Annotated in this window: 18 protein-coding genes; 13 read left to right on the plus strand and 5 right to left on the minus strand. The window is 61.9% G+C overall.

Annotation, left to right across the window (positions count from 1 at the left end):
• Positions 1-33 precede the first annotated feature (33 nt).
• Positions 34-2,142: a molybdopterin-dependent oxidoreductase gene (locus tag ACF8GF_RS18565; RefSeq protein WP_392488541.1), complete on the minus strand. Its 2,109-nt coding sequence runs from the start codon at positions 2,140-2,142 to the stop codon at positions 34-36.
• Positions 2,143-2,515: 373 nt separating this feature from the next.
• On the opposite strand from ACF8GF_RS18565, the gene argF reads away from it, so the two are divergent.
• Together argF and ACF8GF_RS18575 are read left to right on the plus strand one after the other, a co-directional pair.
• Positions 2,516-3,436 carry an ornithine carbamoyltransferase gene (argF, locus tag ACF8GF_RS18570; RefSeq protein WP_176683653.1) on the plus strand — a complete coding sequence of 307 codons (921 nt, stop codon included), beginning with the start codon at positions 2,516-2,518 and terminating at the stop codon, positions 3,434-3,436.
• Positions 3,433-4,542: an ABC transporter ATP-binding protein gene (locus ACF8GF_RS18575; protein ID WP_176683654.1), complete on the plus strand. Its 1,110-nt coding sequence runs from the start codon at positions 3,433-3,435 to the stop codon at positions 4,540-4,542. The genes argF and ACF8GF_RS18575 overlap by 4 nt, the downstream gene beginning before the upstream one ends.
• A 37-nt stretch (positions 4,543-4,579) precedes the next feature.
• Here the strand turns inward: ACF8GF_RS18575 and ybaK are convergent, their stop codons facing one another.
• Positions 4,580-5,050: a Cys-tRNA(Pro) deacylase gene (gene ybaK, locus ACF8GF_RS18580; protein WP_176683655.1), complete on the minus strand. Its 471-nt coding sequence runs from the start codon at positions 5,048-5,050 to the stop codon at positions 4,580-4,582.
• Positions 5,051-5,352: 302 nt separating this feature from the next.
• Between ybaK and ACF8GF_RS18585 the strand changes: the two genes are divergently transcribed.
• The 4 genes from ACF8GF_RS18585 to glpD all read left to right on the plus strand — a co-directional run bounded on the left by ACF8GF_RS18585 (position 5,353) and on the right by glpD (position 10,454).
• Positions 5,353-6,204: an MIP/aquaporin family protein gene (locus ACF8GF_RS18585; RefSeq protein WP_176683656.1), complete on the plus strand. Its 852-nt coding sequence runs from the start codon at positions 5,353-5,355 to the stop codon at positions 6,202-6,204.
• Positions 6,205-6,255: 51 nt separating this feature from the next.
• Positions 6,256-7,755, plus strand: coding sequence for a glycerol kinase GlpK (gene glpK / locus ACF8GF_RS18590; RefSeq protein ID WP_060495345.1), 1,500 nt, complete (start codon positions 6,256-6,258; stop codon positions 7,753-7,755).
• Positions 7,756-7,856: 101 nt separating this feature from the next.
• Entirely contained in the window at positions 7,857-8,612 is a 756-nt protein-coding gene (gene glpR / locus ACF8GF_RS18595; RefSeq protein ID WP_176683657.1) for a DNA-binding transcriptional repressor GlpR, read from the plus strand.
• Between the two features lie 303 nt (positions 8,613-8,915).
• Positions 8,916-10,454, plus strand: coding sequence for a glycerol-3-phosphate dehydrogenase (gene glpD, locus ACF8GF_RS18600; RefSeq protein ID WP_176683658.1), 1,539 nt, complete (start codon positions 8,916-8,918; stop codon positions 10,452-10,454).
• A 27-nt stretch (positions 10,455-10,481) separates the two neighbouring features.
• On the opposite strand, the gene ACF8GF_RS18605 is transcribed toward glpD, so the two are convergent.
• On the minus strand, positions 10,482-14,804 hold the full coding sequence (locus tag ACF8GF_RS18605; RefSeq protein ID WP_392488542.1) for an NEL-type E3 ubiquitin ligase domain-containing protein: 4,323 nt from the start codon (positions 14,802-14,804) through the stop codon (positions 10,482-10,484).
• 332 nt (positions 14,805-15,136) lie between these two features.
• Here ACF8GF_RS18605 and ACF8GF_RS18610 point away from each other — a divergent pair, with 332 nt between their 5' ends.
• From ACF8GF_RS18610 to ACF8GF_RS18635, 6 genes are all read left to right on the plus strand, one after another.
• Positions 15,137-16,054, plus strand: a complete 918-nt coding sequence (locus ACF8GF_RS18610; RefSeq protein WP_176683660.1) for a glutamate/aspartate ABC transporter substrate-binding protein — start codon at positions 15,137-15,139, stop codon at positions 16,052-16,054.
• Between the two features lie 145 nt (positions 16,055-16,199).
• Positions 16,200-16,946 (plus strand): amino acid ABC transporter permease, encoded by a 747-nt coding sequence (locus ACF8GF_RS18615; RefSeq protein ID WP_392488543.1) that lies wholly within the window; start codon positions 16,200-16,202, stop codon positions 16,944-16,946.
• Positions 16,947-17,618: an amino acid ABC transporter permease gene (locus ACF8GF_RS18620; protein WP_176683662.1), complete on the plus strand. Its 672-nt coding sequence runs from the start codon at positions 16,947-16,949 to the stop codon at positions 17,616-17,618.
• Positions 17,615-18,349 carry an amino acid ABC transporter ATP-binding protein gene (locus ACF8GF_RS18625; RefSeq protein ID WP_012273899.1) on the plus strand — a complete coding sequence of 245 codons (735 nt, stop codon included), beginning with the start codon at positions 17,615-17,617 and terminating at the stop codon, positions 18,347-18,349. Before ACF8GF_RS18620 ends, ACF8GF_RS18625 begins: the two co-directional genes overlap by 4 nt.
• 67 nt (positions 18,350-18,416) lie before the next feature.
• Positions 18,417-20,321 (plus strand): ATP-binding protein, encoded by a 1,905-nt coding sequence (locus tag ACF8GF_RS18630; RefSeq protein WP_339443738.1) that lies wholly within the window; start codon positions 18,417-18,419, stop codon positions 20,319-20,321.
• Positions 20,318-21,646: a sigma-54 dependent transcriptional regulator gene (locus tag ACF8GF_RS18635; protein WP_339443739.1), complete on the plus strand. Its 1,329-nt coding sequence runs from the start codon at positions 20,318-20,320 to the stop codon at positions 21,644-21,646. The genes ACF8GF_RS18630 and ACF8GF_RS18635 overlap by 4 nt, the downstream gene beginning before the upstream one ends.
• An 80-nt stretch (positions 21,647-21,726) precedes the next feature.
• Here ACF8GF_RS18635 and ACF8GF_RS18640 read toward each other — a convergent pair whose 3' ends face one another.
• A complete protein-coding gene (locus ACF8GF_RS18640) occupies positions 21,727-22,722 on the minus strand; it encodes an alpha/beta fold hydrolase (protein ID WP_176683664.1) in 996 nt (331 codons plus the stop codon).
• Between the two features lie 195 nt (positions 22,723-22,917).
• On the opposite strand from ACF8GF_RS18640, the gene metR reads away from it, so the two are divergent.
• Positions 22,918-23,835 carry a transcriptional regulator MetR gene (gene metR / locus ACF8GF_RS18645; RefSeq protein WP_003254981.1) on the plus strand — a complete coding sequence of 306 codons (918 nt, stop codon included), beginning with the start codon at positions 22,918-22,920 and terminating at the stop codon, positions 23,833-23,835.
• On the opposite strand, the gene ACF8GF_RS18650 is transcribed toward metR, so the two are convergent.
• Positions 23,819-24,232 carry an NUDIX domain-containing protein gene (locus ACF8GF_RS18650; protein ID WP_176683665.1) on the minus strand — a complete coding sequence of 138 codons (414 nt, stop codon included), beginning with the start codon at positions 24,230-24,232 and terminating at the stop codon, positions 23,819-23,821. The genes metR and ACF8GF_RS18650 overlap by 17 nt on opposite strands.
• Between the last annotated feature and the right edge of the window lie 194 nt (positions 24,233-24,426).

Below are 24,426 nucleotides of genomic sequence, written 5' to 3' on the forward strand. Positions count from 1 at the left end.
AAAGCCGAGCGCAGTGCTCGGCCTTGCCGTTCCTCAAGCGGCCTCGACCTGCACAGGTACGCCATTGAGCGCAGCGTTTCCGGATACCTGGTCCCGAAAGCGCTCATCGGTCAGGTCATTGGCACTCACGCCAGGTTGCGCCTGCGCGATTTGCATGCGCACACCCTGACGACCATGACCAAAGCCATGGGGCAAGCTGACCACACCGGGCATCATGTCCTCGCAGGCCTGCACCTCGACCTCCAGTGAGCCAGTACGTGAACGGATGCGCACGCGCTGGCCATCCTGCAGTTGCCGCTGCTGCAAGTCTTGCGGGTGCATCAACAACTGATGCCGTGGCTTGCCTTTCACCAGGCGATGGAAGTTGTGCATCCACGAGTTGTTGCTGCGCACATGGCGGCGCCCGATCAGCAGCAGTTCGCCCGGCGCCGGGGGCGTCATTTGCGCCAGGCGGTGCAGGTCGTCGAGCAAAACCTGCGGGGCTGCTTCGACAGCCTTGCTGGCAGTCGCCAGCCGCCCAGCGAGGTTGCTGCGTAACGCCCCCAGGTCAAGCCCGTGCGGGTGATCGTCCAGTGTTGCCAGGGAAAGCTGCCAACGCGTTGCTTCACCGTAGCGCCCTTTGCGCAGGGCTTGATCAATCATCTGCGCAGGCGACCAGGTCGGCTTCAACTCCAACTCGGCACGCTTGGCAAACGCCTGCGCCAGACCGACGAAAATCTCCCAGTCATGCAGTGCCCCCTCCGGCTTGGCCAGGATCGCCCGGTTGAAGCGCGTGACGTTGCGCACCGCCAGCAGGTTGAAGGTGCTGTCGTAATGATCGTTTTCCAGCGCGGTGGTAGAGGGCAGGATCAGGTCGGCATGGCGGGTGGTTTCGTTGATGTAGAGATCGATACTGAGCATGAACTCCAACCCCTCCAGCGCCGCATCCAGCTGGCGACCGTTAGGTGTGGACAACACAGGGTTGCCGGCGACTGTCACCAGGGCGCGCACCTGCCCTTCGCCCGGTGTTTGCATTTCCTCCGCCAGGGCCGCCACAGGCAGCTCGCCGCCGTACTCGGGCAAGCCCGAGACACGGCTCTGCCAGGCATTGAAATGGCCACCCGAGGTGGTTGCCACCAAGTCGACGGCAGGTTCCGTGCACAACGCGCCGCCACTGCGATCGAGGTTGCCGGTCACCAGGTTCACAAGTTGCACCAGCCAATGGCAGAGAGTGCCAAATGCTTGGGTCGAGACGCCCATGCGGCCGTAGCACACGGCCTGCCCGGCAGCGGCGAAGTCGCGTGCCAGCTGGCGGATGTCCGCTGCAGCAATACCACATTGGGCGCTCATGGCCTCGGCACTGAACGGCGCAATGGCCTCGCGCACCTGCTGCAGGCCGCTGACCGGCAAGTGTGAGCCCCGAGCCAGGCCTTCTTCGAACAATGTGTTGAGCAAGCCGCACAACAGGGCTGCATCCCCACCAGGGCGAATGAACAAGTGGCGGTCAGCCATTGCCGCCGTTTCGCTACGCCGAGGGTCAACCACCACCAGGCGCCCACCACGCGCCCGCAGGGCCTTCAGGCGCTTCTCCACGTCCGGAACGGTCATGATGCTGCCATTGGAGGCCAGCGGGTTGCCGCCAAGAATCAGCATGAACCCGGTGTGGTCGATGTCCGGAATCGGCAGCAGCAGCCCATGCCCATACATCAAGTGGCTGACCAGGTGTTGGGGCAACTGGTCCACTGAAGTGGCAGAGAAACGGTTACGGGTCTTGAGCAGGCCCAGAAAGTAGTTGCTGTGGGTCATCAAGCCGTAATTGTGCACACTCGGATTGCCTTGGTAGACCGCCACGGCATTGCGCCCATGGGCCTGCTGGACCGCCCACAGTTTTTCGGCAGCCAGTGCGAAGGCCTCATCCCAGCCAATGGCGTGCCAATGCTCGCCTACTCGCTTGTGTGGCTGACGCAGGCGATCCGGGTCGTTCTGAATGTCCTGCAACGCCACGGCCTTGGGACAGACATGGCCACGGCTGAACGGGTCAAGTGGGTCGCCCTTGATCGAGCTGATCAGGGCCCGCCCGTCCTGCTCATGGCTGACTTCGATGTTGAGCCCGCAGATCGCTTCGCACAGGTGACAGGCACGGTGATGCAGGGTCTTGGTCATGGCCGCCTCTGCCTTGTTGTTGTCGAACAGTGACTATGCGCCCGCCCCCTGCCTGCGGCCAGTGCGCTTCGCCGTGTGAATCCACCGACATCAGGCGCACGATTTACGACAGCCATTTGCCAAATTGCCGGCAAGCCGTGTACAACCTTGTGTAGCAAATAAAGAACAGCACGGGCCAACGGGCAAAGACACCCTTTGCAACACCCTTTGCAATCAGGCCGCTTTTCCCCCCTTGGCTTCAGGCGACATTTACTTATAGTATTGCGCCTTTCCCTATTTCGTCCGCCCCGTGCGGCTTACGCCGCAGGTCACTCCCGTTGTCAAGAAAACCATACGGTCGACCTGCATACCGTTGCAGATAAGGTAGTCAATCATGAACGCTAGGCACTTTCTCTCCCTGCTGGACTTCACCTCCGACGAATTGCTCGGGGTGATCCGCCGCGGCATCGAGCTGAAGGACCTGCGTAAGCGAGGCGTGCTGTTCGAACCGCTGAAGAACCGTGTACTGGGCATGATCTTCGAGAAGTCCTCGACCCGTACCCGTGTGTCCTTCGAGGCCGGCATGATCCAGCTCGGCGGCCAGGCCATCTTCCTGTCGCCTCGCGACACACAGCTGGGCCGCGGCGAGCCGATTGGTGACAGCGCCATCGTGCTGTCGAGCATGGTTGATGTGGTGATGATCCGTACCCACGCCCACAGCACCCTGACCGAGTTCGCCGCCAAGTCGCGCGTGCCAGTGATCAACGGCCTGTCCGACGAATCGCACCCGTGCCAACTGCTGGCCGACATGCAGACCTTTGTTGAACACCGCGGCTCGATTCAAGGCAAGACCGTGACCTGGATCGGCGATGGCTTCAACATGTGCAACTCCTACATCGAAGCCGCCAGGCAGTTCGATTTCAAGTTGCGCATCGCTTGCCCCGAAGGCTATGAGCCGGATCAACGTTTCATGGCACTGGGCGGTGACCGCGTGCAGATCATCCGTGATGCCAGGGAAGCCGTGCGTGATGCACACCTGGTGGTCACCGATGTCTGGACTTCCATGGGTCAGGAGGAGGAAACTGCACGGCGCCTGGCGCATTTCGCGCCTTACCAGGTCACCCGCGAACTGCTCGACCTGGCGGCACCCGATGTCCTCTTCATGCACTGCCTGCCCGCCCACCGTGGCGAGGAAATCAGCCAGGACCTGCTCGACGACCCACGTTCGGTCGCCTGGGACGAGGCTGAAAACCGCCTGCATGCACAGAAGGCGCTTCTCGAATTCCTTGTAGAACCGGCTTACCACCACGCATGAGTCAACCCCTACTGCTCAACCTGCGCAACCTCGCCTGCGGCTATGGCGACCAGCGCATCGTCCAGAACCTCAACCTGCACCTGAACGCAGGCGACATCGGTTGCCTGCTGGGTTCATCCGGTTGTGGCAAGACCACCACCCTGCGCGCCATCGCCGGTTTCGAACCGGTGCACGAAGGTGAAATCCACTTGGCCGGCGAGGTCATTTCCCGGGCTGGCTTCACCCTGGCTCCGGAAAAGCGCCGCATCGGCATGGTATTTCAGGACTACGCGCTGTTCCCGCACCTGACCGTTGCGCAGAACATTGCCTTTGGTATCGCCAAACACCCACGCCAGGCCGCCGTCATCGAAGAGATGCTGGAACTGGTCAAACTCGGCGGGCTGGGTGGGCGTTACCCCCATGAGCTGTCTGGCGGCCAGCAGCAACGTGTCGCCCTGGCCCGGGCGCTGGCACCCGAGCCGCAACTGCTGCTGCTTGACGAGCCGTTCTCCAACCTCGACGTGGAACTGCGCCGGCGCCTGAGCCATGAGGTTCGCGACATTCTCAAAAGCCGCGGTACCAGCGCCATTCTGGTCACCCATGACCAGGAAGAGGCCTTTGCCGTCAGCGACCAGGTTGGCGTCTTCAAGGAAGGTCGTCTGGAACAGTGGGACACGCCCTACAACCTTTACCACGAACCGCAGACGCCATTCGTGGCGAGTTTCATCGGCCAGGGATACTTCATCCGTGGGCAAATGAGCAGCCACGAGGCGGTCAATACCGAAGTGGGTGAACTGCGCGGTAACCGCGCCTACATCATGGCGCCGGGCAGCTCGGTGGATGTACTGCTGCGCCCGGATGATATCGTGCATGCGCCAGGCAGCGCGCTACTGGCGAACATCATTGGCAAGAGCTTCCTCGGCGCATCGACGCTCTACCGCTTGCAGTTGCCCACCGGTAGCCAGCTGGAAGCAATCTTCCCTAGCCATGACGACCACGAGGTCGGTGAGAACGTGGAGATTGCAGTGAAGGCTGATCACCTCGTGCTATTCCCTGTACCGGGTAGCGTTGCGGCACAGTTGCCACGCCAGGAGAATGGCGTGCGTCGTTACAGTTCGGCGACTTGACTTCAGCGCCATGGGGCCGCTTGGCGGCCCCATGCTCTCAGCCTCGACCGATCCCGGCAAACGTGCCCTGCGTATGCTCCGCCAGCACCGCCGCTGCCAACTCCACTTCCAGGCCACGCCTACCGGCGCTGACATGGATAGTTGCAAAACTCTGCGCCGAGTCATCGATAAAGGTTCGCAGGCGCTTCTTCTGCCCCAGCGGGCTGATGCCACCCACCAGGTAACCGGTCGCCCGCTGCGCCGCCGCCGGGTCGGCCATCTCGCACTTCTTCACCCCGGCAGCATGGGCCAGCGCCTTCAGGTCCAAGGTACCCACCACAGGCACAACCGCTACCAGCAATTCCCCTTTCTCGCTGCTTGCCAGCAACGTCTTGAACACCTGCTGCGGGTCGAGCCCGAGCTTTTCCGCCGCCTCCAGGCCATACGACGCCGATTTCGGGTCATGTTCATAGCTGTGCACGCGATGCTCGGCACGGTGCTTCTTCAACAGGTCTAGGGCGGGGGTCATGCAAGGGCTCCAGTCAGGGATGACTCGGCGGCTACTTTAGGACAATTCCTACATCCCAGCCAGCGGACAGCAATAGCGCACCTCTAGTACGAGGATCCGCAGCTGATTCTAGCGGCCATATCGTGACTGACCGTTCACTTTCGACCTTTGACATCAGCGTTTCTTGTCTATATTTTTTCGTTTCTGAATAAGCGATGCACATTTAAGGTGCATTTCCTACATCACCCGGGGTCAATGGGGATAGACACCGGGTTTTGCTGTCGAGCGCCACGCGCCTCACAACAAAAAAAACGAGGTCATACATGACGACTGCTCTGCGCCAACCCACACTGTCCAGCCAATGCCTGGCCGAATTTCTCGGCACCGCCCTGCTCATCTTCTTCGGTACCGGCTGCGTCGCCGCCCTCAAGGTCGCGGGCGCCAGCTTCGGGCTTTGGGAAATCAGCATCATATGGGGCGTGGGCGTCAGCATGGCCATCTACCTCACCGCCGGTATTTCCGGTGCGCACCTGAACCCAGCCGTGAGTATCGCCCTCACACTGTTCGCAGGGTTCGACAAGCGCAAGCTGCCCTTCTACATGCTGGCCCAGGTATGCGGCGCATTCTGTGGCGCCGCACTGGTCTACACGCTGTACAGCAACCTGTTCTTCGATTTCGAACAAGCCCACGCCATGCTGCGCGGTAGCGAAGGCAGCCTGGAGCTGGCCTCGGTGTTCTCCACCTACCCGCACCCGTCGCTGTCCACCAGCCAGGCATTTCTGGTCGAAGTGGTGATAACTGCCATCCTGATGGCCGTGATCATGGCCTTGACCGACGACAACAACGGCCTGCCGCGCGGCGCCATGGCCCCGCTGCTGATCGGCCTGCTGATTGCGGTGATTGGCAGCGCCATGGGCCCATTGACGGGGTTTGCGATGAACCCGGCCCGCGATTTCGGGCCAAAACTCATGACATTCCTGGCCGGCTGGGGCGAAATCGCCTTCACTGGCGGGCGGGATATTCCTTATTTCCTGGTTCCGGTATTTGCACCGATCCTGGGCGCCTGTCTGGGTGCAGCTGGCTATCGCGGCCTTATTGCACGCAACCTGCCATTAGCGCCCGCCGCGATCCCTGAGACAAATGACATTCGCCAGGGCGATACTCAAGCCAATTGATGCTGCCACCACGCACAGCCCTGACCCTCTATTCTTGCAAGGCCTACGACCATGACAGACACCCAGGATAAGAACTACATCATCGCCCTGGACCAGGGCACCACCAGTTCGCGGGCGATCATTTTCGACCGTGACGCCAATGTTGTGGGTACCTCCCAGCGCGAGTTCGCACAGCATTACCCGCAGGCGGGCTGGGTCGAGCATGACCCGATGGAGATTTTCGCCACACAAAGCGCGACCATGGTCGAGGCTCTGGCCCAGGCAGGTATCAGCCACGCCCAGGTCGCCGCGCTGGGTATTACCAACCAGCGCGAAACCACTGTGGTGTGGGACAAGGAAACCGGGCGCCCGGTGTACAACGCCATTGTCTGGCAGTGCCGCCGCAGCACCGAGATCTGTGCCCAGCTCAAGCGTGACGGCCATGAAGACTACATTCGTGAAACCACCGGCCTGGTCACCGACCCGTATTTCTCCGGCACCAAGCTGAAGTGGATCCTCGACAATGTCGACGGCGCCCGTGAACGCGCCGAGCGTGGCGAACTGCTGTTCGGCACCATCGACACCTGGCTGATCTGGAAATTTACCGGCGGCAAGGTGCATGTCACCGACTACACCAACGCCTCGCGCACGCTGATGTTCAACATCCACAGCCTGCAGTGGGACGACAAGCTGCTGGAAATCCTGGGCATCCCGCGGCAAATGCTGCCTGAGGTGCGCCCCTCTTCGGAAGTGTACGGCCACACCAAGAGCGGCATTGCCATTGCCGGTATCGCCGGCGACCAGCAATCGGCACTGTTCGGCCAGATGTGCGTGGAGCCGGGCCAGGCCAAGAATACCTACGGCACCGGCTGCTTCCTGTTGATGAACACGGGCGACCAGGCGGTGAAGTCATCCCACGGCCTGCTCACTACCATTGCCTGCGGCCCGCGTGGTGAGGTGGCCTATGCACTGGAAGGCGCGGTATTCAATGGTGGCTCTACCGTGCAATGGCTGCGTGACGAACTGAAGATCGTCAACGATGCCCTGGATACCGAGTACTTCGCCAGCAAGGTCAAGGACAGCAACGGCGTGTATCTGGTGCCAGCCTTTACCGGCCTGGGTGCCCCGTACTGGGACCCGTATGCCCGTGGTGCGCTGTTCGGCCTGACACGTGGCGTGAAGGTGGACCACATCATCCGCGCCGCACTGGAGTCCATCGCCTATCAGACCCGCGATGTCCTCGACGCCATGCAGCAGGACTGCGGCCAGCGCTTGTCCGAGCTGCGCGTGGACGGCGGTGCAGTGGCCAACAATTTCCTCATGCAGTTCCAGGCCGACATCCTCGGCACCTGCGTGGAGCGGCCACAGATGCGCGAAACCACGGCACTGGGCGCCGCCTATCTGGCAGGCCTGGCCTGTGGCTTCTGGAGCGGCCTGGACGAGCTGCGCGACAAGGCGATCATCGAGCGCGAGTTCAGCCCGCAGCTGGATGAAACGCAGAAAGAAAAGCTGTATGCCGGCTGGAAGAAGGCAGTCGAGCGTACCCGTGACTGGGAAGATCACGAGGCATAATACCTGTTGGGGCCGCCATGCGGCCCCAAACGTCCACTGGCCGTCATCCCTTTCCTACGGCATCATTGCAGAATTTGTCCGGCAGCCCCAAAGGACCGCCCATGAATCTGCCCCCCCGCCAACAACAAATCCTCGAACTGGTGCGCGAACGCGGCTATGTCAGTATCGAGGAAATGGCGCAGCTATTCGTTGTCACTCCCCAGACCATCCGGCGCGACATCAACCAGCTTGCCGAGCTCAACCTGCTGCGCCGTTACCACGGCGGTGCGGCTTACGATTCGAGCATCGAAAATACCGCCTACGCCATGCGTGCCGACCAGATGCGCGACGAAAAACAGCGCATTGCCGACGCCGTGGCCCGGCAGATTCCCGACCATGCCTCGCTGTTCATCAACATCGGCACCACCACCGAGTCGATTGCACGGGCGCTGCTCAACCACAGCCACCTGAAAGTCATCACCAACAACTTGCATGTGGCTGCGATCCTGGCCGCCAAGGACGATTTCGAAGTGCTGGTGGCGGGTGGCACGGTGCGCCGAGATGGTGGTGTAGTCGGCCAGGCCAGTGTCGATTTCATCAACCAGTTCAAAGTCGACTTCGCTCTGGTGGGCATCAGCGGTATCGACGAGGATGGCAGCCTGCTCGATTTCGACTATCAGGAAGTGCGCGTGTCGCAAGCCATCATTGCCAATGCCCGACAAGTGATTCTCGCGGCTGACTCCAGCAAGTTCGGGCGCAATGCCATGGTACGTCTGGGCTCAATCGACCTGGTCGACTGCCTGGTGACCGACCAGGCTCCTACCCCACCCCTTACCCAATTGTTGAACCAGAACAAGATCAGGCTTGAGGTGGTTTAAGGCTTGTGGGCGCATGCCGCCAGGTTCGTGGCGGCTGTGAAACCATGCGCCGCCCGCGCGGCGCATCGCCAGCGAAGCTAACGCCTGCACCTGTTTCGGGCCAGTTATTCCTGAGGTAGAGGCGCGTCCTAACCAAAACCCAAGCCGTACCCTCCTGAATTTTCATAAATGTTCACTTTATTGTCATTTGATCAGTTTTTTCTATAGAGACTGGCTAGCGACTGGCTTTCTATTGCGCTAGTATTTTCGCAAACGAACATTAATGTTCATATTCGATATGAACAGCACCAGGAGGCCTTGCCCGTGTCCCAGCCAGTTTCGTCCCAGCCCCCAACAGCCGACTGCTATGACCTTGCCGTGATCGGCGGCGGCATCAATGGCGTGGGCATTGCTGCCGACGCCGCTGGACGCGGCTTGAAGGTCTTCCTTTGCGAAAAGGACGACCTGGCCCAACACACGTCATCAGCCAGCAGCAAACTGATTCACGGTGGCCTGCGCTACCTGGAGCACTACGAATTTCGCCTCGTCCGCGAGGCCCTGGCTGAACGTGAAGTGCTGCTGGCCAAGGCGCCGCACATCGTCAAACCTATGCGCTTCGTGCTTCCGCACCGCCCCCACCTGCGCCCTGCCTGGATGATCCGCGCCGGCTTGTTCCTCTACGACCACCTGGGCAAGCGCAAGCGCCTGGGCGCCTCGCGTAGCTTGCGCTTCGGCCCGGGCTACCCCCTGAAACCGGCAATCACCCGGGGCTTCGAATACGCCGACTGCGCTGTCGATGACGCCCGCCTGGTGGTGCTCAACGCCATGGCTGCCCGTGAGCTAGGCGCACATATCCACACCCGCACACGCTGCTTGCGCGCCGAACGTGTAGAAGGCTTGTGGCAGGTAGAACTGCAGCACGCCGATGGCAGCCTCCAGACAATCCATGCCCGCGCACTGGTCAACGCCGCTGGCCCCTGGGTGGCCAGCTTCATCAAGGACGACCTCAAGCTCGATGCGCCTTACGGCATCCGCCTGATCCAGGGCAGCCACATAATCGTGCCGCGCCTGTATGAAGGCGAACATGCCTACATTCTGCAGAACGAAGACCAGCGCATCGTTTTCTGCATCCCGTACCTGGACCGCTTTACCCTGATCGGCACCACTGACCGGGAATACAGCGGCGACCCGGCCATGGTCGCCATTACCGAGCAGGAAACACATTACCTGTTGAAGGTGGTCAACGAGCACTTCAACCATCAACTGAGCCCAGCCGACATCCTGCATACCTACTCCGGCGTTCGGCCATTGTGCAACGATGAGTCGGACAACCCTTCGGCGGTGACCCGGGACTACACACTCGCGCTTTCGGCAGAGGAAGGCCAGGCACCGCTACTGTCTGTGTTCGGCGGCAAGCTCACCACCTACCGCAAGCTGGCCGAATCGGCCATGGTTGAACTCAAGCCCTTCTTCACCCAGATGCGCGGCGCCTGGACTGCCAGTGCGCCACTGCCGGGCGCAGAGGGCATGACAACGGTACAGGCGCTGATCGATGCCGTGCTGGCACGTTGCGGCTGGTTGCCTGTTGACCTGGCCAAACGCTGGGTGCTCACCTACGGCAGCCGCGTGTGGCGGCTGCTCGATGGCGTTCACGGCCCCGAGGACCTCGGGCAGGCTATCGGGGCCGGGCTGTTCACCCGCGAGGTGGACTACCTGCTGGAGGAGGAATGGGCAGAGCAAACCGCTGACATTATCTGGCGTCGCACCAAGCTGGGCCTGTCGCTGACCGCGCAGGAGCAGAGGGCTCTGGAGGCGTATCTGCAGCAAGCCCGCAAGGTGCGCGCGAATAGTCGCGCAGCCTGATATCGACGGTGAAGCCCTCTTGACTCATCAAGGGGGCGTATTCGCCCAGCGCTCATAGGCTTCACGGGCCAAACGCGCCAGCAGCGCCCGCTCGCTGCGATCGTAATCAGTCTTCAGTGCTTCACAGCGTTGCAGAAACTCGTTTTCGCTAATCACTTGCTCATCTACCTGAGCCTGTAGGGCCTCCATGCGCTGGTGCAGTGGCTGTACCAGTTCTTCAAATCGCTGCGCATGAAACTCTCGCGCGTATTGCTCCCAGAAAGGCCGCTGTGCCAACGAGGCTATCAGGGCATCCGTCGACTCATTTTGCAAAACCGCGTCCTGGACTCGCAGCACGTCGCTGGTGGTTACGTTTGCAAAACCCGGGTAATGCATTTCGTCGAGCTCGATCGGCAAGCCCAAGGGACGCGCAAGCCGCTGTCGGTAAAAAAGCCGTGTCTCGATTTCATCGATATGTGGAGCGTGCTCGGCATGCATGCGTTGCACGTGCAACGTCGCGTGACGGTCGACCTCGTCCAGGCGAAACAAACCACGCGCCAGGCTTAACAAACGAGCTTCCATCCGACTGCCATGAGCATCTTCGACGGCGCGCAGCACCAGAACCCCAAGTTCCATCTGCTCCAGCAACAGCAGCAGGCGGTCTTCACAACTGCGCCGGCCAGATGCCTCGAGAAACAACTGATGACGCAACTGCTCGTGCTGCTCACACGTTTCCAGAATCCGCCAGATACGGCTGCGGTAATGCCCTGGATGTTGTTCAAAGTCCTCGCCGTGGACGAAGTCTGCCAGAAAGCGAAACATTCCATCTGACTGCGGTTCCTCAAGCAGCGCTGTCCATATGGCCTGCTGGCGATCACGCTCGGCGTCGGCTGTACTGTTGGCCCAGGTGTTGAAAAGATCACTGTCAATGGCGCGATGGCGTGCGGACGCAGACCCCCACTGCCCCGGGGTTACACCTCGAGCCTCATCGAGCAGCAATGCGTCAGCTTCGCCTATTGGATTATCGTGCAAGGACAACTGGTGCACCTGCAGGCGCAGCTGCTGCACCTCTCGGCGCAGTGTGCGGATGTTGTTGTTACGCAAGTCTATGTGGGCACGAAATGAAATCCGCTCAGGCAACGCCTCAAGGCCGGCAGAGCGCAGGTTGACTTCACGCAAATTGCCCAGGCGCGTCAGTACCGGCGCCCTTCCCAGCGGGTTGTGGCTGAGGTCGAGGTACCGCAGCGCGCTCATTCCGGCAAGACGCAACTCACCGGCCTCATCCATGATCACGCTGTTGCGGCGCAGGTTTAGCTGCCGCAGGCGGGGCATATGTTCAATGCCGTGAGGGATCGCAGTCAGGCGATTGCCGGACAGGTCGAGCTCAATCAGGTTGGGAAAACGTCGAAGAAAGTCCCCATTGATTTCACCAAGGCGCAGGTCACTGAGGATCAGCCGTCGCACATGATCAAAGCTCACCCCCTCCGGTAATTCGGGCAGACTTCCGATACGCTCTCCGCTGATGATCAGCGCGTAGTCCCCAGCCTCGTCGGTTATCTTGCGCCGCCAGCTTCGCCGAACGGCAGTAGCGACCCGACGGCGGCGCAGCGCGTCCAGTGGGTTACTGGCATCCCTGCGCCACTGGCGCAGGCTCTGACGCAGGCGTGCCAACTGTCCCGTGAGCTGGCTGTAGTGCTCCCACAACCCTACTCGCCGCTCCATGAGATCAAGCAGATAGGCTTGTAGCTCCCCGTCTGTCATTGTCGGAAACACTTGGTGAATACCACGCCCTATGGCACGCCGACTGCTCTCCCCTCGCCCACTCAAGGCATACCCGATACGCCCATCCCCCAACCGGGTCGGGGGTCGCAGGCCAACGCCCATACGGGGCATGCCACAGAGCTCAGCCGCTTGGGTACGATCACCGGCAGCGGCCTCGATCAGCAACGAGCCCAAGGCGCCTGGACTGACAGCAGCATCGCCGAGATCGGCTGTGTGCGTCTCGTCCAGCGCAGACAGCAGTGCCGCCAGGTAGGGGCCGGATGCGCTTTGACCGGCATAGCGGTAGCCGTCGCCGCGGCGCACGATACACCGTACATCCTGCGCAGACTCAGCGCCGATACCGGCCAGATACCGCCCACTCGGGCTACCTTCGCGCAGTTCGATGCGCAGGGCGTCCGGCCATTTCAGCTGGCGCTTGAGCAAGCCCAACGCCAGGCGTTCGGTGTCGGGATTGACGCAACGCGGCAGGCGCAGACCCGCGCATGCCCTGTCCAGACGGCTTTCGCGCAGCGACCATCGTGCGCGCTCGGCCACTGCCAGAGGGACCCGCTGTGCGGCGCTGAGCGTATCAAGCTGCGCACCACTGCATTGCTGAAGCAACTCACGCGTACAGCGAGCCGACAGGCCCGGGAAAGTGCGCTGCAATATCCGCTCGATGCCATTGGGCTGCACTTGCCGGGCAGCAACGTACTGCGCCAGTTGCGGCGCGCTGAAATCCGGGTGTAATGCATGTGCCTGATAAAGCTCCAGGGCATCGAGCAATCGTGCAGGTGCACCCATGTGTTCGACGTGCAAACGGCGAATCTGCGCCTCACTCAGCCCTGTCACCTGGAGCAGATAGTCGCATGTCGCTTCCGGTAGCTCTGCCAGGGGCGTACTCAGGCGGCGTACCAGATTGGCCCGCCCTTCCCAGTATTGGGGAGCTTCGAGTTCATGGCGCCAGCCACCGGCGCCATTCTGCTCGATCACCGGCCGGTAGGCGCCGGGACGACCAGGGTGCAGGATCCTGGCGCGACCATCCTGCGGGTCCTCCATCACCCGATAGCGGCCGCTATCGAGGTGCCATAACCATTCCTGTGCGCCGACACCACGCAAAGGTTGGGCATCGTAACCCGGTAGATCCATGGCCATGAGCTTGACCTTGCCTGCGGAGGTGCACACCGGTGCCAAGTCATCCACAAAGGCCAGACGCTCAAGGGCACGCACGGCCACTTGGCTGCCGGCTGCGATCATCCCGCCGACCACCACGTTTTCGGCAACGTTGAACAGGTGGTTCAACGCCCCTTCGCGATCACCTATGCGCCAATCTGCATATCCTTCATAAACCTCGTCAGCGATCTGAACCGCGTTTGCCACCAGCAGCACCTCGCCAAGTACCGGCACGAAGGCCCCCGCCACGCTCAGCAAATTCATACCCAGCTCTTTGTAGCCCTGCATGCGCGCTTCGCGGTCTTCGTCATCTTCGACATCGGTGGGCACCGCGAGCACCTTGGCGTCATCCTTGATCTTGGCGAGGTATTGCCGGCGCAGGTGTACGAATGGCGCGTCAGCGATCGGTGCAGAACGGGCGTCGAGTTCCACCCCGGCTGTCGATGCCTGCGCGACCCGTTCGTTCAATACCCGATAGAAATTGATGCGCTCACGCTCGGTAATGAAGCGCGCGAAAAAGCGCCGATAGGCCGGCGCACGGAAGCGCTTACCGAGGTACTTGTCGAGTGCATCCCAGCTGGCATGACGGGAGACGGGCTGATGAGGGTCATCGGGTATCCAGAGCACCACCGACGCCACTGCGCCATCAGCTGAGGGACGCACTTCCAGCGCCAGCACGCCTTGAACCGGGCGGCCCAGCAGGTACAACTGCCGGGGGACCACAGTGCCAACCAGCGCAGGCACCACCGGTTTTTCGGCAATATGTGGCAACAGAAGAAAATACGTGCGTTCGTCAATGTCCTGTTTCAACGCAGCGATCCGCATCGCCACCTCGAAATGGGCCTTGAAACTCGCTTCGAACAGCCCGTGCAAGCGGGAAATGGCCTGGCCCGGCTCATCCTCCGGGCCGTCTTCAGGCTGCAGATGGTGCGTGAGCAACGCTTGGTACTTGCCACCTGCATCGACCTCGCGACACGCGGAGGCAAACGCGTGGAAGCTCATCGGCAGGCGGTTACCATTGCCATCGACCAGTTCCCCTCTGCGCATCAGCCCGGGGCGTGTCTCCCTGCGATGATAGTTATGCAGCGTCGCCTCCAGCAACGACCGCCTGGAGCGGCGAACATAGGTAGGCCGCAGCAGCGCAGGCGAAGCGCTGGGCAGCAACAGACGCTGCGAGACCCGTACCTTCCAGCCCGTCACGTCCGGGTTGCTGAGGCCGCTCTTGCGCAGTTTCGTTTTGAGCAACTCTGCTGCGTAGGCCTGCAAAGAAGGGATGGCCTGGAGGATCGGGCCAAGCCGCGCATTGCAGTGCGCCTGGCGACGCAGGGCGTTACGTAACGCATCGAGCCTTTCCGGTTGCACGTGGTCGACTAGCCATCCAGGCAAGTTTTGGGCAATCAGGCTATCGATGGAATCGTTCGGGGGCTGGTGCGGTGACATCTGTGAAGCTCTCCAGACAAAGAGGAGAGCACACTACGTCTGCGCCCTTGCCGCGCACTGCATAGTTACCACACGCGATACCTGGATGTGCGGCAGCCCGCGCGTTCGGATAACCGAACAAGAAAACGCTATTTATTCGGCCTGGCGAACCCCAGAGAGCTGTCGAGACTGTCAAGCACGAGCAATACCAGTGGTTTAAGGTCGACAGCAGGGCTTGGCACGAGTCATGCTCTACACTTGGTAGCCGAATGCACCCGCTTCTTGCTGTATTCGTTGAACGAAGAGTCCGCCAACGGCTCCATAAAAAAAACAAACACGTCGAGGAAAATTTGATGCGTATCGTTCGTCAATTGCTGGGCGCAGCCATCGCGGCTGCAGTCATCGCTTCGCCGGCCATGGCCGAGGAGCTCACCGGCACCCTGAAGAAGATCAAGGAATCGGGCACCATCACGCTGGGGCACCGCGACTCCTCCATTCCATTTTCCTACCTGGCCGGCAAACCCGAGCCCGTCGGTTATTCGCATGACATCCAGCTGGCTGTCGTCGACGCGCTGAAGAAGCAACTGGGCACGGACATCAAGGTCCGTTACAACCTGGTCACCTCGCAAACCCGTATTCCGCTGGTGCAGAACGGCACCGTCGACCTGGAGTGCGGCTCCACCACCAACAACGTCGAGCGCCAACAACAGGTCGGCTTCTCGGTCGGCATCTTCGAAGTCGGTACCCGCCTGTTGACCAAGGTCAAGGACGGTCAGCCTGCATACAAAGACTTCCCGGACCTGGCCGGCAAGAACGTGGTGACCACCGCCGGTACCACCTCCGAGCGCATCCTCAAGGCGATGAACGCCGACAAGCAGATGAAGATGAACGTGATTTCCGCCAAGGACCACGGTGAAGCCTTCAACATGCTCGAAAGCGGCCGCGCCGTGGCCTTCATGATGGATGACGCCCTGCTCGCCGGTGAAATGGCCAAGGCGCGCAAGCCAAAAGACTGGGTCATCACCGGTACGCCACAGTCGTATGAAATCTACGGCTGCATGGTGCGCAAGGAAGACGCTGCGTTCAAGAAAGCGGTCGACGACGCCATCGTTGCCTACTTCAAGTCGGGCGAAGTCAACAAGAGCTATGACAAGTGGTTCATGCAGCCGATCCCGCCTAAAGGTCTGAACCTCAACTTCGAGATGAGCGACGAGCTGAAAAAACTGATCGCCGAGCCAACCGACAAGGCTGCGGACGAGAAGAAGTCCTGATCCTCAGCAAATAGTGGCCTGGTGCTCACAAGCACGAATCAATTCTGCAGGCCACTCATTAGTGTCTAACCTTTCATCCGAGGGCGCCTTGCGCCCCCGGATGCTCGAAGGTGCCCGTGAAACAACCGTCTGAGGGGAAATCCCGATGAATTACAACTGGGACTGGGGCGTGTTCTTCAAGTCCACCGGCGTGGGCAGCGAAACCTATCTGGACTGGTACTTCACCGGCCTGGGCTGGACCATCGCCATCGCCATCACCGCCTGGATCATCGCGCTGCTGCTGGGGTCACTCCTCGGCGTCATGCGTACCGTGCCGAACCGCCTGGTATCGGGTATCGCCACCGCCTACGTGGAACTGTTCCGCAACGTGCCACTGCTGGTGCAACTGTTCATCTGGTACTTCCTGGTACCGGACCTGCTGCCAGAAGGCTTGCAGGAATGGTTCAAGCAGGACCTCAACCCGACCACTTCGGCGCTGATCAGCGTGGTCATCTGCCTGGGCCTGTTCACCGCCGCACGCGTCTGTGAGCAAGTACGTACCGGTATCCAGGCGCTGCCCAAGGGCCAGGAAGCTGCCGCCCGTGCCATGGGCTTCAGCCTCCCGCAGATCTACAACAATGTGCTGCTGCCGCAGGCCTACCGGATCATCATTCCGCCGCTCACCTCCGAGTTCCTCAACGTGTTCAAGAACTCCTCGGTGGCGTCGCTTATCGGCCTGATGGAGCTGCTGGCGCAGACCAAACAGACCGCTGAGTTTTCCGCCAACCTGTTCGAGGCGTTCACCCTGGCCACGCTGATCTACTTCACCCTGAACATGGGCCTGATGCTGCTCATGCGCATGGTCGAGAAGAAAGTCGCCGTGCCTGGCCTGATCTCCGTGGGGGGCAAGTAAATGGAAATGGATTTCAGCGAAATCATCCCCGCCCTGCCTGCCCTCTGGGACGGTATGGTCATGACCCTCAAACTGATGGTCATGGGAGTCATCGGCGGTATCGTGCTGGGCACCATCCTGGCCCTGATGCGCCTGTCGTCGAGCAAACTGCTGTCGAACCTGGCCGGTGCCTACGTCAACTACTTCCGCTCGATCCCGCTGCTGCTGGTGATCACCTGGTTCTACCTGGCGGTGCCGTTCGTGCTGCGCTGGATCACCGGCGAAGATACCCCGGTGGGTGCCTTCACCTCCTGCGTGGTCGCCTTCATGATGTTCGAGGCCGCGTACTTCTGCGAAATCGTCCGCGCCGGCGTGCAGTCGATCTCCAAGGGCCAGATGGGCGCCGCACAAGCACTGGGCATGAACTACGCGCAGACCATGCGCCTGATCATCCTGCCCCAGGCCTTCCGCAAGATGACCCCGCTGCTGCTGCAGCAGAGCATCATCCTGTTCCAGGACACCTCGCTGGTGTACACCGTGGGCCTGGTCGACTTCCTCAACTCGGCTCGCTCCAACGGCGACATCATCGGGCGCTCCCATGAGTTCCTGATCTTCGCCGGCGTTGTCTACTTCATCATCAGCTTCACCGCTTCGTGGCTGGTCAAGCGCCTGCAAAAAAGGATCACCGTATGATTTCCATCAAGAACGTCAACAAGTGGTACGGCGACTTCCAGGTACTGACCGATTGCAGCACCGAGGTCAAGAAAGGTGAGGTAGTGGTGGTCTGTGGCCCGTCGGGCTCGGGCAAGTCCACCCTGATCAAGTGCGTCAATGCACTGGAGCCGTTCCAGAAGGGCGACATCGTGGTCGATGGCACCTCGATTGCCGACCCGAAGACCAACCTGCCCAAGCTGCGCTCGCGAGTGGGCATGGTGTTCCAGCACTTCGAGCTGTTTCCGCACCTGACCATCACCGAGAACCTGACCATTGCCCAGCGCAAGGTCCTGGGCCGCAGCGAGGCAGAAGCCACCAAGAAAGGCCTGGCCCTGCTTGACCGTGTAGGCCTCAGTGCCCATGCCAAGAAACACCCTGGCCAGCTCTCTGGTGGCCAGCAGCAGCGCGTGGCAATCGCCCGCGCCCTGGCGATGGACCCGATCGTCATGCTGTTCGACGAACCCACCTCGGCACTGGACCCGGAAATGGTCAGCGAGGTACTGGACGTGATGGTGCAACTGGCCCACGAAGGCATGACCATGATGTGCGTAACCCACGAAATGGGCTTTGCCCGCAAAGTCGCCAACCGGGTCATCTTCATGGACAAGGGCAGTATCATCGAAGACTGCACCAAGGAAGAGTTCTTCGGTGACCAGAGCGCCCGCGACCAGCGCACCCAGCACTTCCTCAGCAAGATCCTGCAGCACTGACCCGGCCACAGCTTCCGCTGCCAGGGACCACCAGGCAGCGGAAGCTGGTCGTTACAAGGCCACTGTGATGAAATGCGACCCCTCGCTACTTCGCCCTGCCAAGCCTGCCGTGAATTCCCGCCTGATCCGTCAATTGCTGTTACCGCCGCTGATCATCCTGCTGATGGTCGGCCTGGGAATGGCTGGCTACCTGATCAGCGAGAGCAACGGCATCCGCACCCTCAGCGAAAACGGTGAACGCCAGCTGGAGCTGCACGCACGCACGGTCGAAAGCGAGATCAGCAAGTACACCTACTTGCCGAGCCTGCTGGAGCTGGAAGACAGCGTCTCGCACCTGCTCACCGACCCGGACGGCGGCTCACGCCAGACGGTCAATGAATACCTTGAAGGCCTGAATCGTCGCAGTCGCAGTCGGGCCATCTTCGTCCTCGACACCAATGGCCGGGTGCAGGCCACCAGCAACTGGCGCGATGCCGACTCGTTCCTGGGTGAAGACCTGTCGTTCCGCGCCTACTTCCAGACTGCCGTGCGCGGCGAACCCGGGCGTTTCTACGGCATCGGCAGTACCACGGGCGAGGCCGGCTATTACCTGGCCCATGGGCTTGAGGAGCACGGCAAGATCATAGGCGTTGCGGTGATCAAGGTGCGCCTGGACACCCTCGAGGAGCGCTGGCAGCGTGCCCGCCTGGAGGCGTTCGTCAGCGACGAGAATGGCATCATCATCCTCTCCAGCGACCCGGCCCGGCGCCTTAAGTCGGTGCGCCCGCTGACCCCGCAAATCAAGGAGCGCCTGGCGCGAAGCCTGCAGTACTACTGGTGGCCGCTGAACGAATTGCAGCCTCTGGCCCGGGAGACCCTGGCCGATGGCGTGGAAAAACTGACCTTCCCGGCCAACACCGAAACCGCTCATGGCAAGCCGCACGAAGTGGCCTACCTGGCGCAAACCAGGCGCCTGGTCGACACGCCCTGGCATTTCACCCTGCTGACCCCCCTGCAGGACCTGCGTCGCGAGTCCATGGTGCAGGGCATTCTGGTGGGCGTGGCCTTTGCCTTGCTGGCGATCCTCGGCATTGCCTGGAACGAGCGGCGCAAAGTGATCGCCACCCGCCTGGCGGCCCGCGAAGCCCTTGAAGAAGCCAACAGCCAGCTGGAGCGGCGGATTGCCGAACGCACCGCCGACCTGCGCGCCAGCAACGAACGCCTGAAGGGCCAGATTCGCGAGCGCCGGCACGCCGAGCAGACCTTGCGCCACGCCCAGGATGAGCTGGTGCAGGCGGGCAAGCTGGCCGCCATCGGGCAGATGTCCACCAGCATTGCCCACGAGCTGAACCAGCCACTGGCTGCGCTGCGCACCTTGTCTGGTAATACTGTGCGTTTCCTTGAGCGCGGGGCGCTGGAAACCGCCAGTACCAACCTGCGCACCATGAATGACCTGATCGACCGTATGGGCCGCATCACCGCCAGCCTGCGCTCGTTCGCCCGGCGCGGCGATGACAGCGGCCAGGCTTCACTGGCCAAGGCGGTAGAGGCCACCCTGCAGGTGCTGGCCAACCGCATCAGTGCCTGTCACTTGAAATTGCACCACCAGTTCGAGGACCAGCAACTGGCCATCGACCAGACCCGCCTGGAGCAGATTCTGGTCAACCTGATCGGGAATGCCCTTGACGCCATGGCCGCGCAACCGCAGCCTGAGCTGTGGCTGGAAGGCGAGGTGCAGGGTGACAAGTACCGTTTGCAGGTGCGCGACAACGGCCACGGTATCGACGCCGAGGCGCGCAAGCACCTGTTCGAACCCTTCTTTACCACCAAACCGGGCGAGCATGGCCTGGGCCTGGGCCTGACCCTGTCGGCGAGCCTTGCCGCCGCCGCCAAGGGAAGCCTCAACGTCGAGCATCCCGCCACCGGCGGCACGGCCTTCGTCCTGGCCCTGCCTCTGGTTTTCCCCCCTAGCGAATCGGCAGAGCATCCATGAACCAAGCGCCTCTTACCGTCCTGATCGTCGAAGACGACCCGCATGTGCTGCTCGGCTGCCAGCAGGCGCTGGCCCTGGAGGATATCGCCTGCGAGGGCGTAGGCAGTGCCGAACAGGCGCTGGAACGCATCGGCGACGACTTCGCCGGCATTGTCGTCAGCGATATCCGCCTGCCGGGTATTGATGGCCTGGAGCTGCTCAATCGCCTCAAGGCCCGTGACCGCAGCCTGCCGGTGGTGCTGATCACTGGCCATGGCGATATCGACATGGCCGTTGGCGCCATGCGTAACGGCGCCTACGACTTCATGGAAAAACCGTTCTCCCCCGAGCGCCTGGTCGACGTGGTACGCCGCGCGCTGGAACAGCGCGGGCTTTCACGCGAAGTGGTGGCCCTGCGCCGCCAGCTGGCTGAACAGAGCAGCCTGGAGGGACGCATCATTGGTCGCTCACCGGCCATGGAGCACTTGCGCGAACTGATCGCCAACGTCGCCGACACCTCAGCCAACGTGCTGATCGAAGGTGAGACCGGCACCGGCAAAGAACTGGTCGCGCGCTGCCTGCACGACTTCAGCCGCCGCCAGGGCCACCCATTCGTGGCGCTGAACTGCGGAGGCCTGCCGGAAAACCTGTTTGAAAGCGAGATATTCGGCCACGAGGCCAACGCCTTCACCGGTGCCGGCAAGCGCCGTATCGGCAAGATCGAGCACGCCAATGGCGGCACGCTGTTCCTCGATGAAGTGGAGAGCATGCCGATCAACCTGCAGATCAAGCTGCTGCGCGTACTGCAGGAGCGCACCCTGGAGCGACTGGGCTCGAACCAGAGCATCCCGGTGGATTGTCGGGTGATCGCCGCGACAAAGGCTGACCTCGATGCGTTGGGCCAGAGCGGCCAGTTCCGTAGCGACCTGTATTACCGGCTGAACGTGGTCACCCTGGAGCTGCCGCCGCTGCGTGAGCGCCGTGAAGACATCCTGCAGTTGTTCGAGCATTTCCTGCAGCAGTCGGCCCTGCGCTTCGACCGGGAAACACCGACACTGGACAGCCAGACCCTGTCGCGCCTGATGGCCCATGACTGGCCGGGCAACGTGCGCGAGTTGCGCAACGTGGCCGAACGCTATGCCCTCGGCCTGCCAGCGTTCAAGAAAGGCCCCAGCGGTGGTGCCAACCAAGGCCTGCTTTTTGCCGAGGCGGTGGAAGCATTCGAACGCAACCTGCTCACTGATGCCCTGCAACGCACTGGCGGCAACCTGAGCCAGGCCAGCCAGGAACTGGGCATGGCCAAGACCACGCTGTTCGACAAAGTGAAAAAATACGGCCTCGGCTGACCTGAACCCAAACTGGAAAGCCTGAGATCGGTGCAGCACCGGTGGGAGCGGGCAAGCCCGCGAAGCAGCCAGCGCGGATTTCAGAGCCCTGCGATGTGCGTGACCGCTTGCCTATGCGCCTGCAAATAAGGCAACACCGCCCCCAGCAGCGGCGCCTTGAACGGCTCCTGGAACCGGTGCGCCAGCCCCGGGATCAAGCGCAACTGGCTGCCCTGGATATGCGCCGCCAGGTGCACGCCATGCATCACCGGCAATAACGGGTCAGCCGTACCGTGTACCACCAGGGTCGGCACTCGCAACTGGTTGAGCAACTCCACGCGACTCGGCTCGGCCAGTATCGCCATGATCTGGCGCTTGGCCCCGTCAGGGTTGAACGCCCGGTCATAGGCCTGCGCCGCCTGTTGCAGCAACACGTCACGGTCGTCGTGTACTTCCGGGCTGCCCAAGGCCGCCAGCAGGTCGGCCTGCTGCTCGATAGCCACTTCGCGGTTCGGTGCGCTGCGCCGGGCCAGCAGCTGCACCAACGCCGGGTCCGGTGCCGGCAGCCCCGCCGCCCCTGAACTGGACATGACCAGCGTCAGGCTGCGCACACGCTCGGGCGCCATCGCCGCCAGATGCTGGGCAATCATGCCGCCCATGCTCACCCCCAAGACATGAAACTGGCGCACGCCCAACGCGTCCATCAGGCGCACGCCGTCATCTGCCATATCAGTCAGCGTATAGGGCGCCGACACTGGCAGGCCCAGCTTGTAACGCAACAGCTCAAGCGTCAGGTTGGCGTGCGGTGGCACCTGGTTCCAGCGTGACAGGCCGACATCGCGGTTGTCATAGCGGATCACCCGAAAACCCTGGCGGCACAATGCCTCGACCACGTCGTCCGGCCAATGAATCAGCTGCCCGCCCAGGCCCATGACCAGCAGCAAGGCCGGGTCGCGTGGCGCACCGACGCTCTGGTACACCAGACTGACGGCCCCCAGTTCGGCACGCTGCACCGGCACATGGGCGTCACAGCGCTGTTCGGCGAAACTCGCAGGTGCGCTGAACAGGAAGAAAAGAAAAAGCCAAAAAGCCCGCATGAAAGAAACACCAGAATGCAGATCCCCAGTAGAGCGCGAGTCTGATGAATTCTGTTCGGGCGCGCTGCCACAGTTCGGTGACAGTTTCATGACTCCCGCCAGGCGGTGCGACGATCGCCCAGTCGACAGATGTAGCATCATGAGAGAAACTCAACTCATTACCTGGTTCCTCTATTCCATACCCCGGAGTCATCTGTGCTGGAGATCCGTCACCTGAAAACCCTTCATGCCCTGCGCGAAGCCGACAGCCTGGTGGAGGCCGCCGAACGCCTGCACCTGACCCAGTCGGCGTTGTCGCACCAGTTCAAGGAGCTTGAAGAGCGCCTGGGCCTCCCGATTTTCGTGCGCAAGACCAAGCCGATCCGCTTCACCAGCGCCGGGCTGCGTCTACTGCAACTGGCCGATGCCACCCTGCCGTTGCTGCGCAGTGCCGAACGTGACATTGCACGTCTGGCCGGAGGCACTGCCGGACGCCTTCACATGGCTATCGAATGCCACAGCTGCTTCCAGTGGCTGATGCCGACCATCGACCAGTTCCGTGATGCCTGGCCGGAAGTGGAACTGGACCTGGCCTCCGGCTTTGCCTTCGCCCCGCTGCCGGCCTTGGCCCGTGGCGACCTTGACCTGGTGGTGACCTCCGACCCGGTGGACCTGGCAGGCATCACTTATGTGCCGCTGTTCACCTACGAGGCGATGCTGGCAGTGGCCAACCAGCACCCGCTGGCCAGCAAGCCTTACATCGTGCCGCAAGACTTGCTCGACCAGACGCTGATCACCTATCCGGTGGAACGCGATCGCCTGGACATCTTCACCCGCTTCCTGGAGCCGGCCGATATCGAGCCAGCCGCCGTGCGCACCTCGGAGCTGACGGTGATGATGATGCAGCTGGTGGCCAGCGGCCGTGGCGTATGCGGCATGCCGCATTGGGCGCTGCACGAGTACAGCTCGCGCGGCTATGTGAAGGGCAAACGCCTGGGCGAGAAAGGCCTGTTTGCCACGCTTTATGCCGCCGTGCGCACCGACATGCTCGATGCCCCGTACATGCGCGACTTTTTGCTGACGGCCAAGGACACCTCGTTCGCCACCCTCGACGGTGTCAGCGCGGTGCGTTGAGCGCCTGGCGATACAGCGGCAGGATCAAGTCGCGGGTCAGGGGGGCCAGTTGCATGACGGGCGCCTGATCTGCTGCCAGCCAGACCACCTCCTCGATCTCTGCGGCCGGCACCACAGCAGCGGCGCTGTCGACACGGAACAGTTCAGCTTGCACTTCGAAGCCCGGCTCGTTGGCGGCGGGGGCACTGAACTGGCCCAGGTGCACGGCCTGAGCCGGGTCGATGCGCAGGCCCAGTTCCTCGTGCAACTCGCGCACCAGCGCCTGTACCGGCGTTTCACCGGCATCGATCTTGCCGCCTGGCTGCATGAAAGCCTCGGTGCCACGCTTGCGCACCAGCAGGGTGCGGCCCTGAGGGTCGATCAGCAGGGCAGCGGCGATGCGGATGATGTTGGGCATGGGGGTGGGCTCGCTGAAAAATGACCCGCGAGGATCCCATGGGGTCATTGGCCTGACAAGGCCGGTCATTCCTGTGCCGGCCTGACAGGCCAACTGGGCGTTACACGTATCTGGTCGAGGCGGCACGCTATTGAGCAGGATCGAAAATCTTGATCACAGCACGTCCCCCCTGTAGGAGCGGGTTCACCCGCGAA

This window comes from Pseudomonas sp. yb_5 (assembly GCF_043103865.1).
In the GTDB taxonomy this organism is placed as follows: domain Bacteria; phylum Pseudomonadota; class Gammaproteobacteria; order Pseudomonadales; family Pseudomonadaceae; genus Aquipseudomonas; species Aquipseudomonas putida_Y.

Coding starts and splice junctions, on each gene's coding strand:
- ACF8GF_RS18565 (WP_392488541.1), bottom strand. CDS start 2,142: ATGACCAAGACCCTGCATCACCGTGCCTGTCACCTGTGCGAAGCGATC.
- argF (WP_176683653.1), top strand. CDS start 2,516: ATGAACGCTAGGCACTTTCTCTCCCTGCTGGACTTCACCTCCGACGAA.
- ACF8GF_RS18575 (WP_176683654.1), top strand. CDS start 3,433: ATGAGTCAACCCCTACTGCTCAACCTGCGCAACCTCGCCTGCGGCTAT.
- ybaK (WP_176683655.1), bottom strand. CDS start 5,050: ATGACCCCCGCCCTAGACCTGTTGAAGAAGCACCGTGCCGAGCATCGC.
- ACF8GF_RS18585 (WP_176683656.1), top strand. CDS start 5,353: ATGACGACTGCTCTGCGCCAACCCACACTGTCCAGCCAATGCCTGGCC.
- glpK (WP_060495345.1), top strand. CDS start 6,256: ATGACAGACACCCAGGATAAGAACTACATCATCGCCCTGGACCAGGGC.
- glpR (WP_176683657.1), top strand. CDS start 7,857: ATGAATCTGCCCCCCCGCCAACAACAAATCCTCGAACTGGTGCGCGAA.
- ACF8GF_RS18605 (WP_392488542.1), bottom strand. CDS start 14,804: ATGTCACCGCACCAGCCCCCGAACGATTCCATCGATAGCCTGATTGCC.
- ACF8GF_RS18610 (WP_176683660.1), top strand. CDS start 15,137: ATGCGTATCGTTCGTCAATTGCTGGGCGCAGCCATCGCGGCTGCAGTC.
- ACF8GF_RS18615 (WP_392488543.1), top strand. CDS start 16,200: ATGAATTACAACTGGGACTGGGGCGTGTTCTTCAAGTCCACCGGCGTG.
- ACF8GF_RS18620 (WP_176683662.1), top strand. CDS start 16,947: ATGGAAATGGATTTCAGCGAAATCATCCCCGCCCTGCCTGCCCTCTGG.
- ACF8GF_RS18625 (WP_012273899.1), top strand. CDS start 17,615: ATGATTTCCATCAAGAACGTCAACAAGTGGTACGGCGACTTCCAGGTA.
- ACF8GF_RS18630 (WP_339443738.1), top strand. CDS start 18,417: ATGAAATGCGACCCCTCGCTACTTCGCCCTGCCAAGCCTGCCGTGAAT.
- ACF8GF_RS18635 (WP_339443739.1), top strand. CDS start 20,318: ATGAACCAAGCGCCTCTTACCGTCCTGATCGTCGAAGACGACCCGCAT.
- ACF8GF_RS18640 (WP_176683664.1), bottom strand. CDS start 22,722: ATGCGGGCTTTTTGGCTTTTTCTTTTCTTCCTGTTCAGCGCACCTGCG.
- ACF8GF_RS18650 (WP_176683665.1), bottom strand. CDS start 24,232: ATGCCCAACATCATCCGCATCGCCGCTGCCCTGCTGATCGACCCTCAG.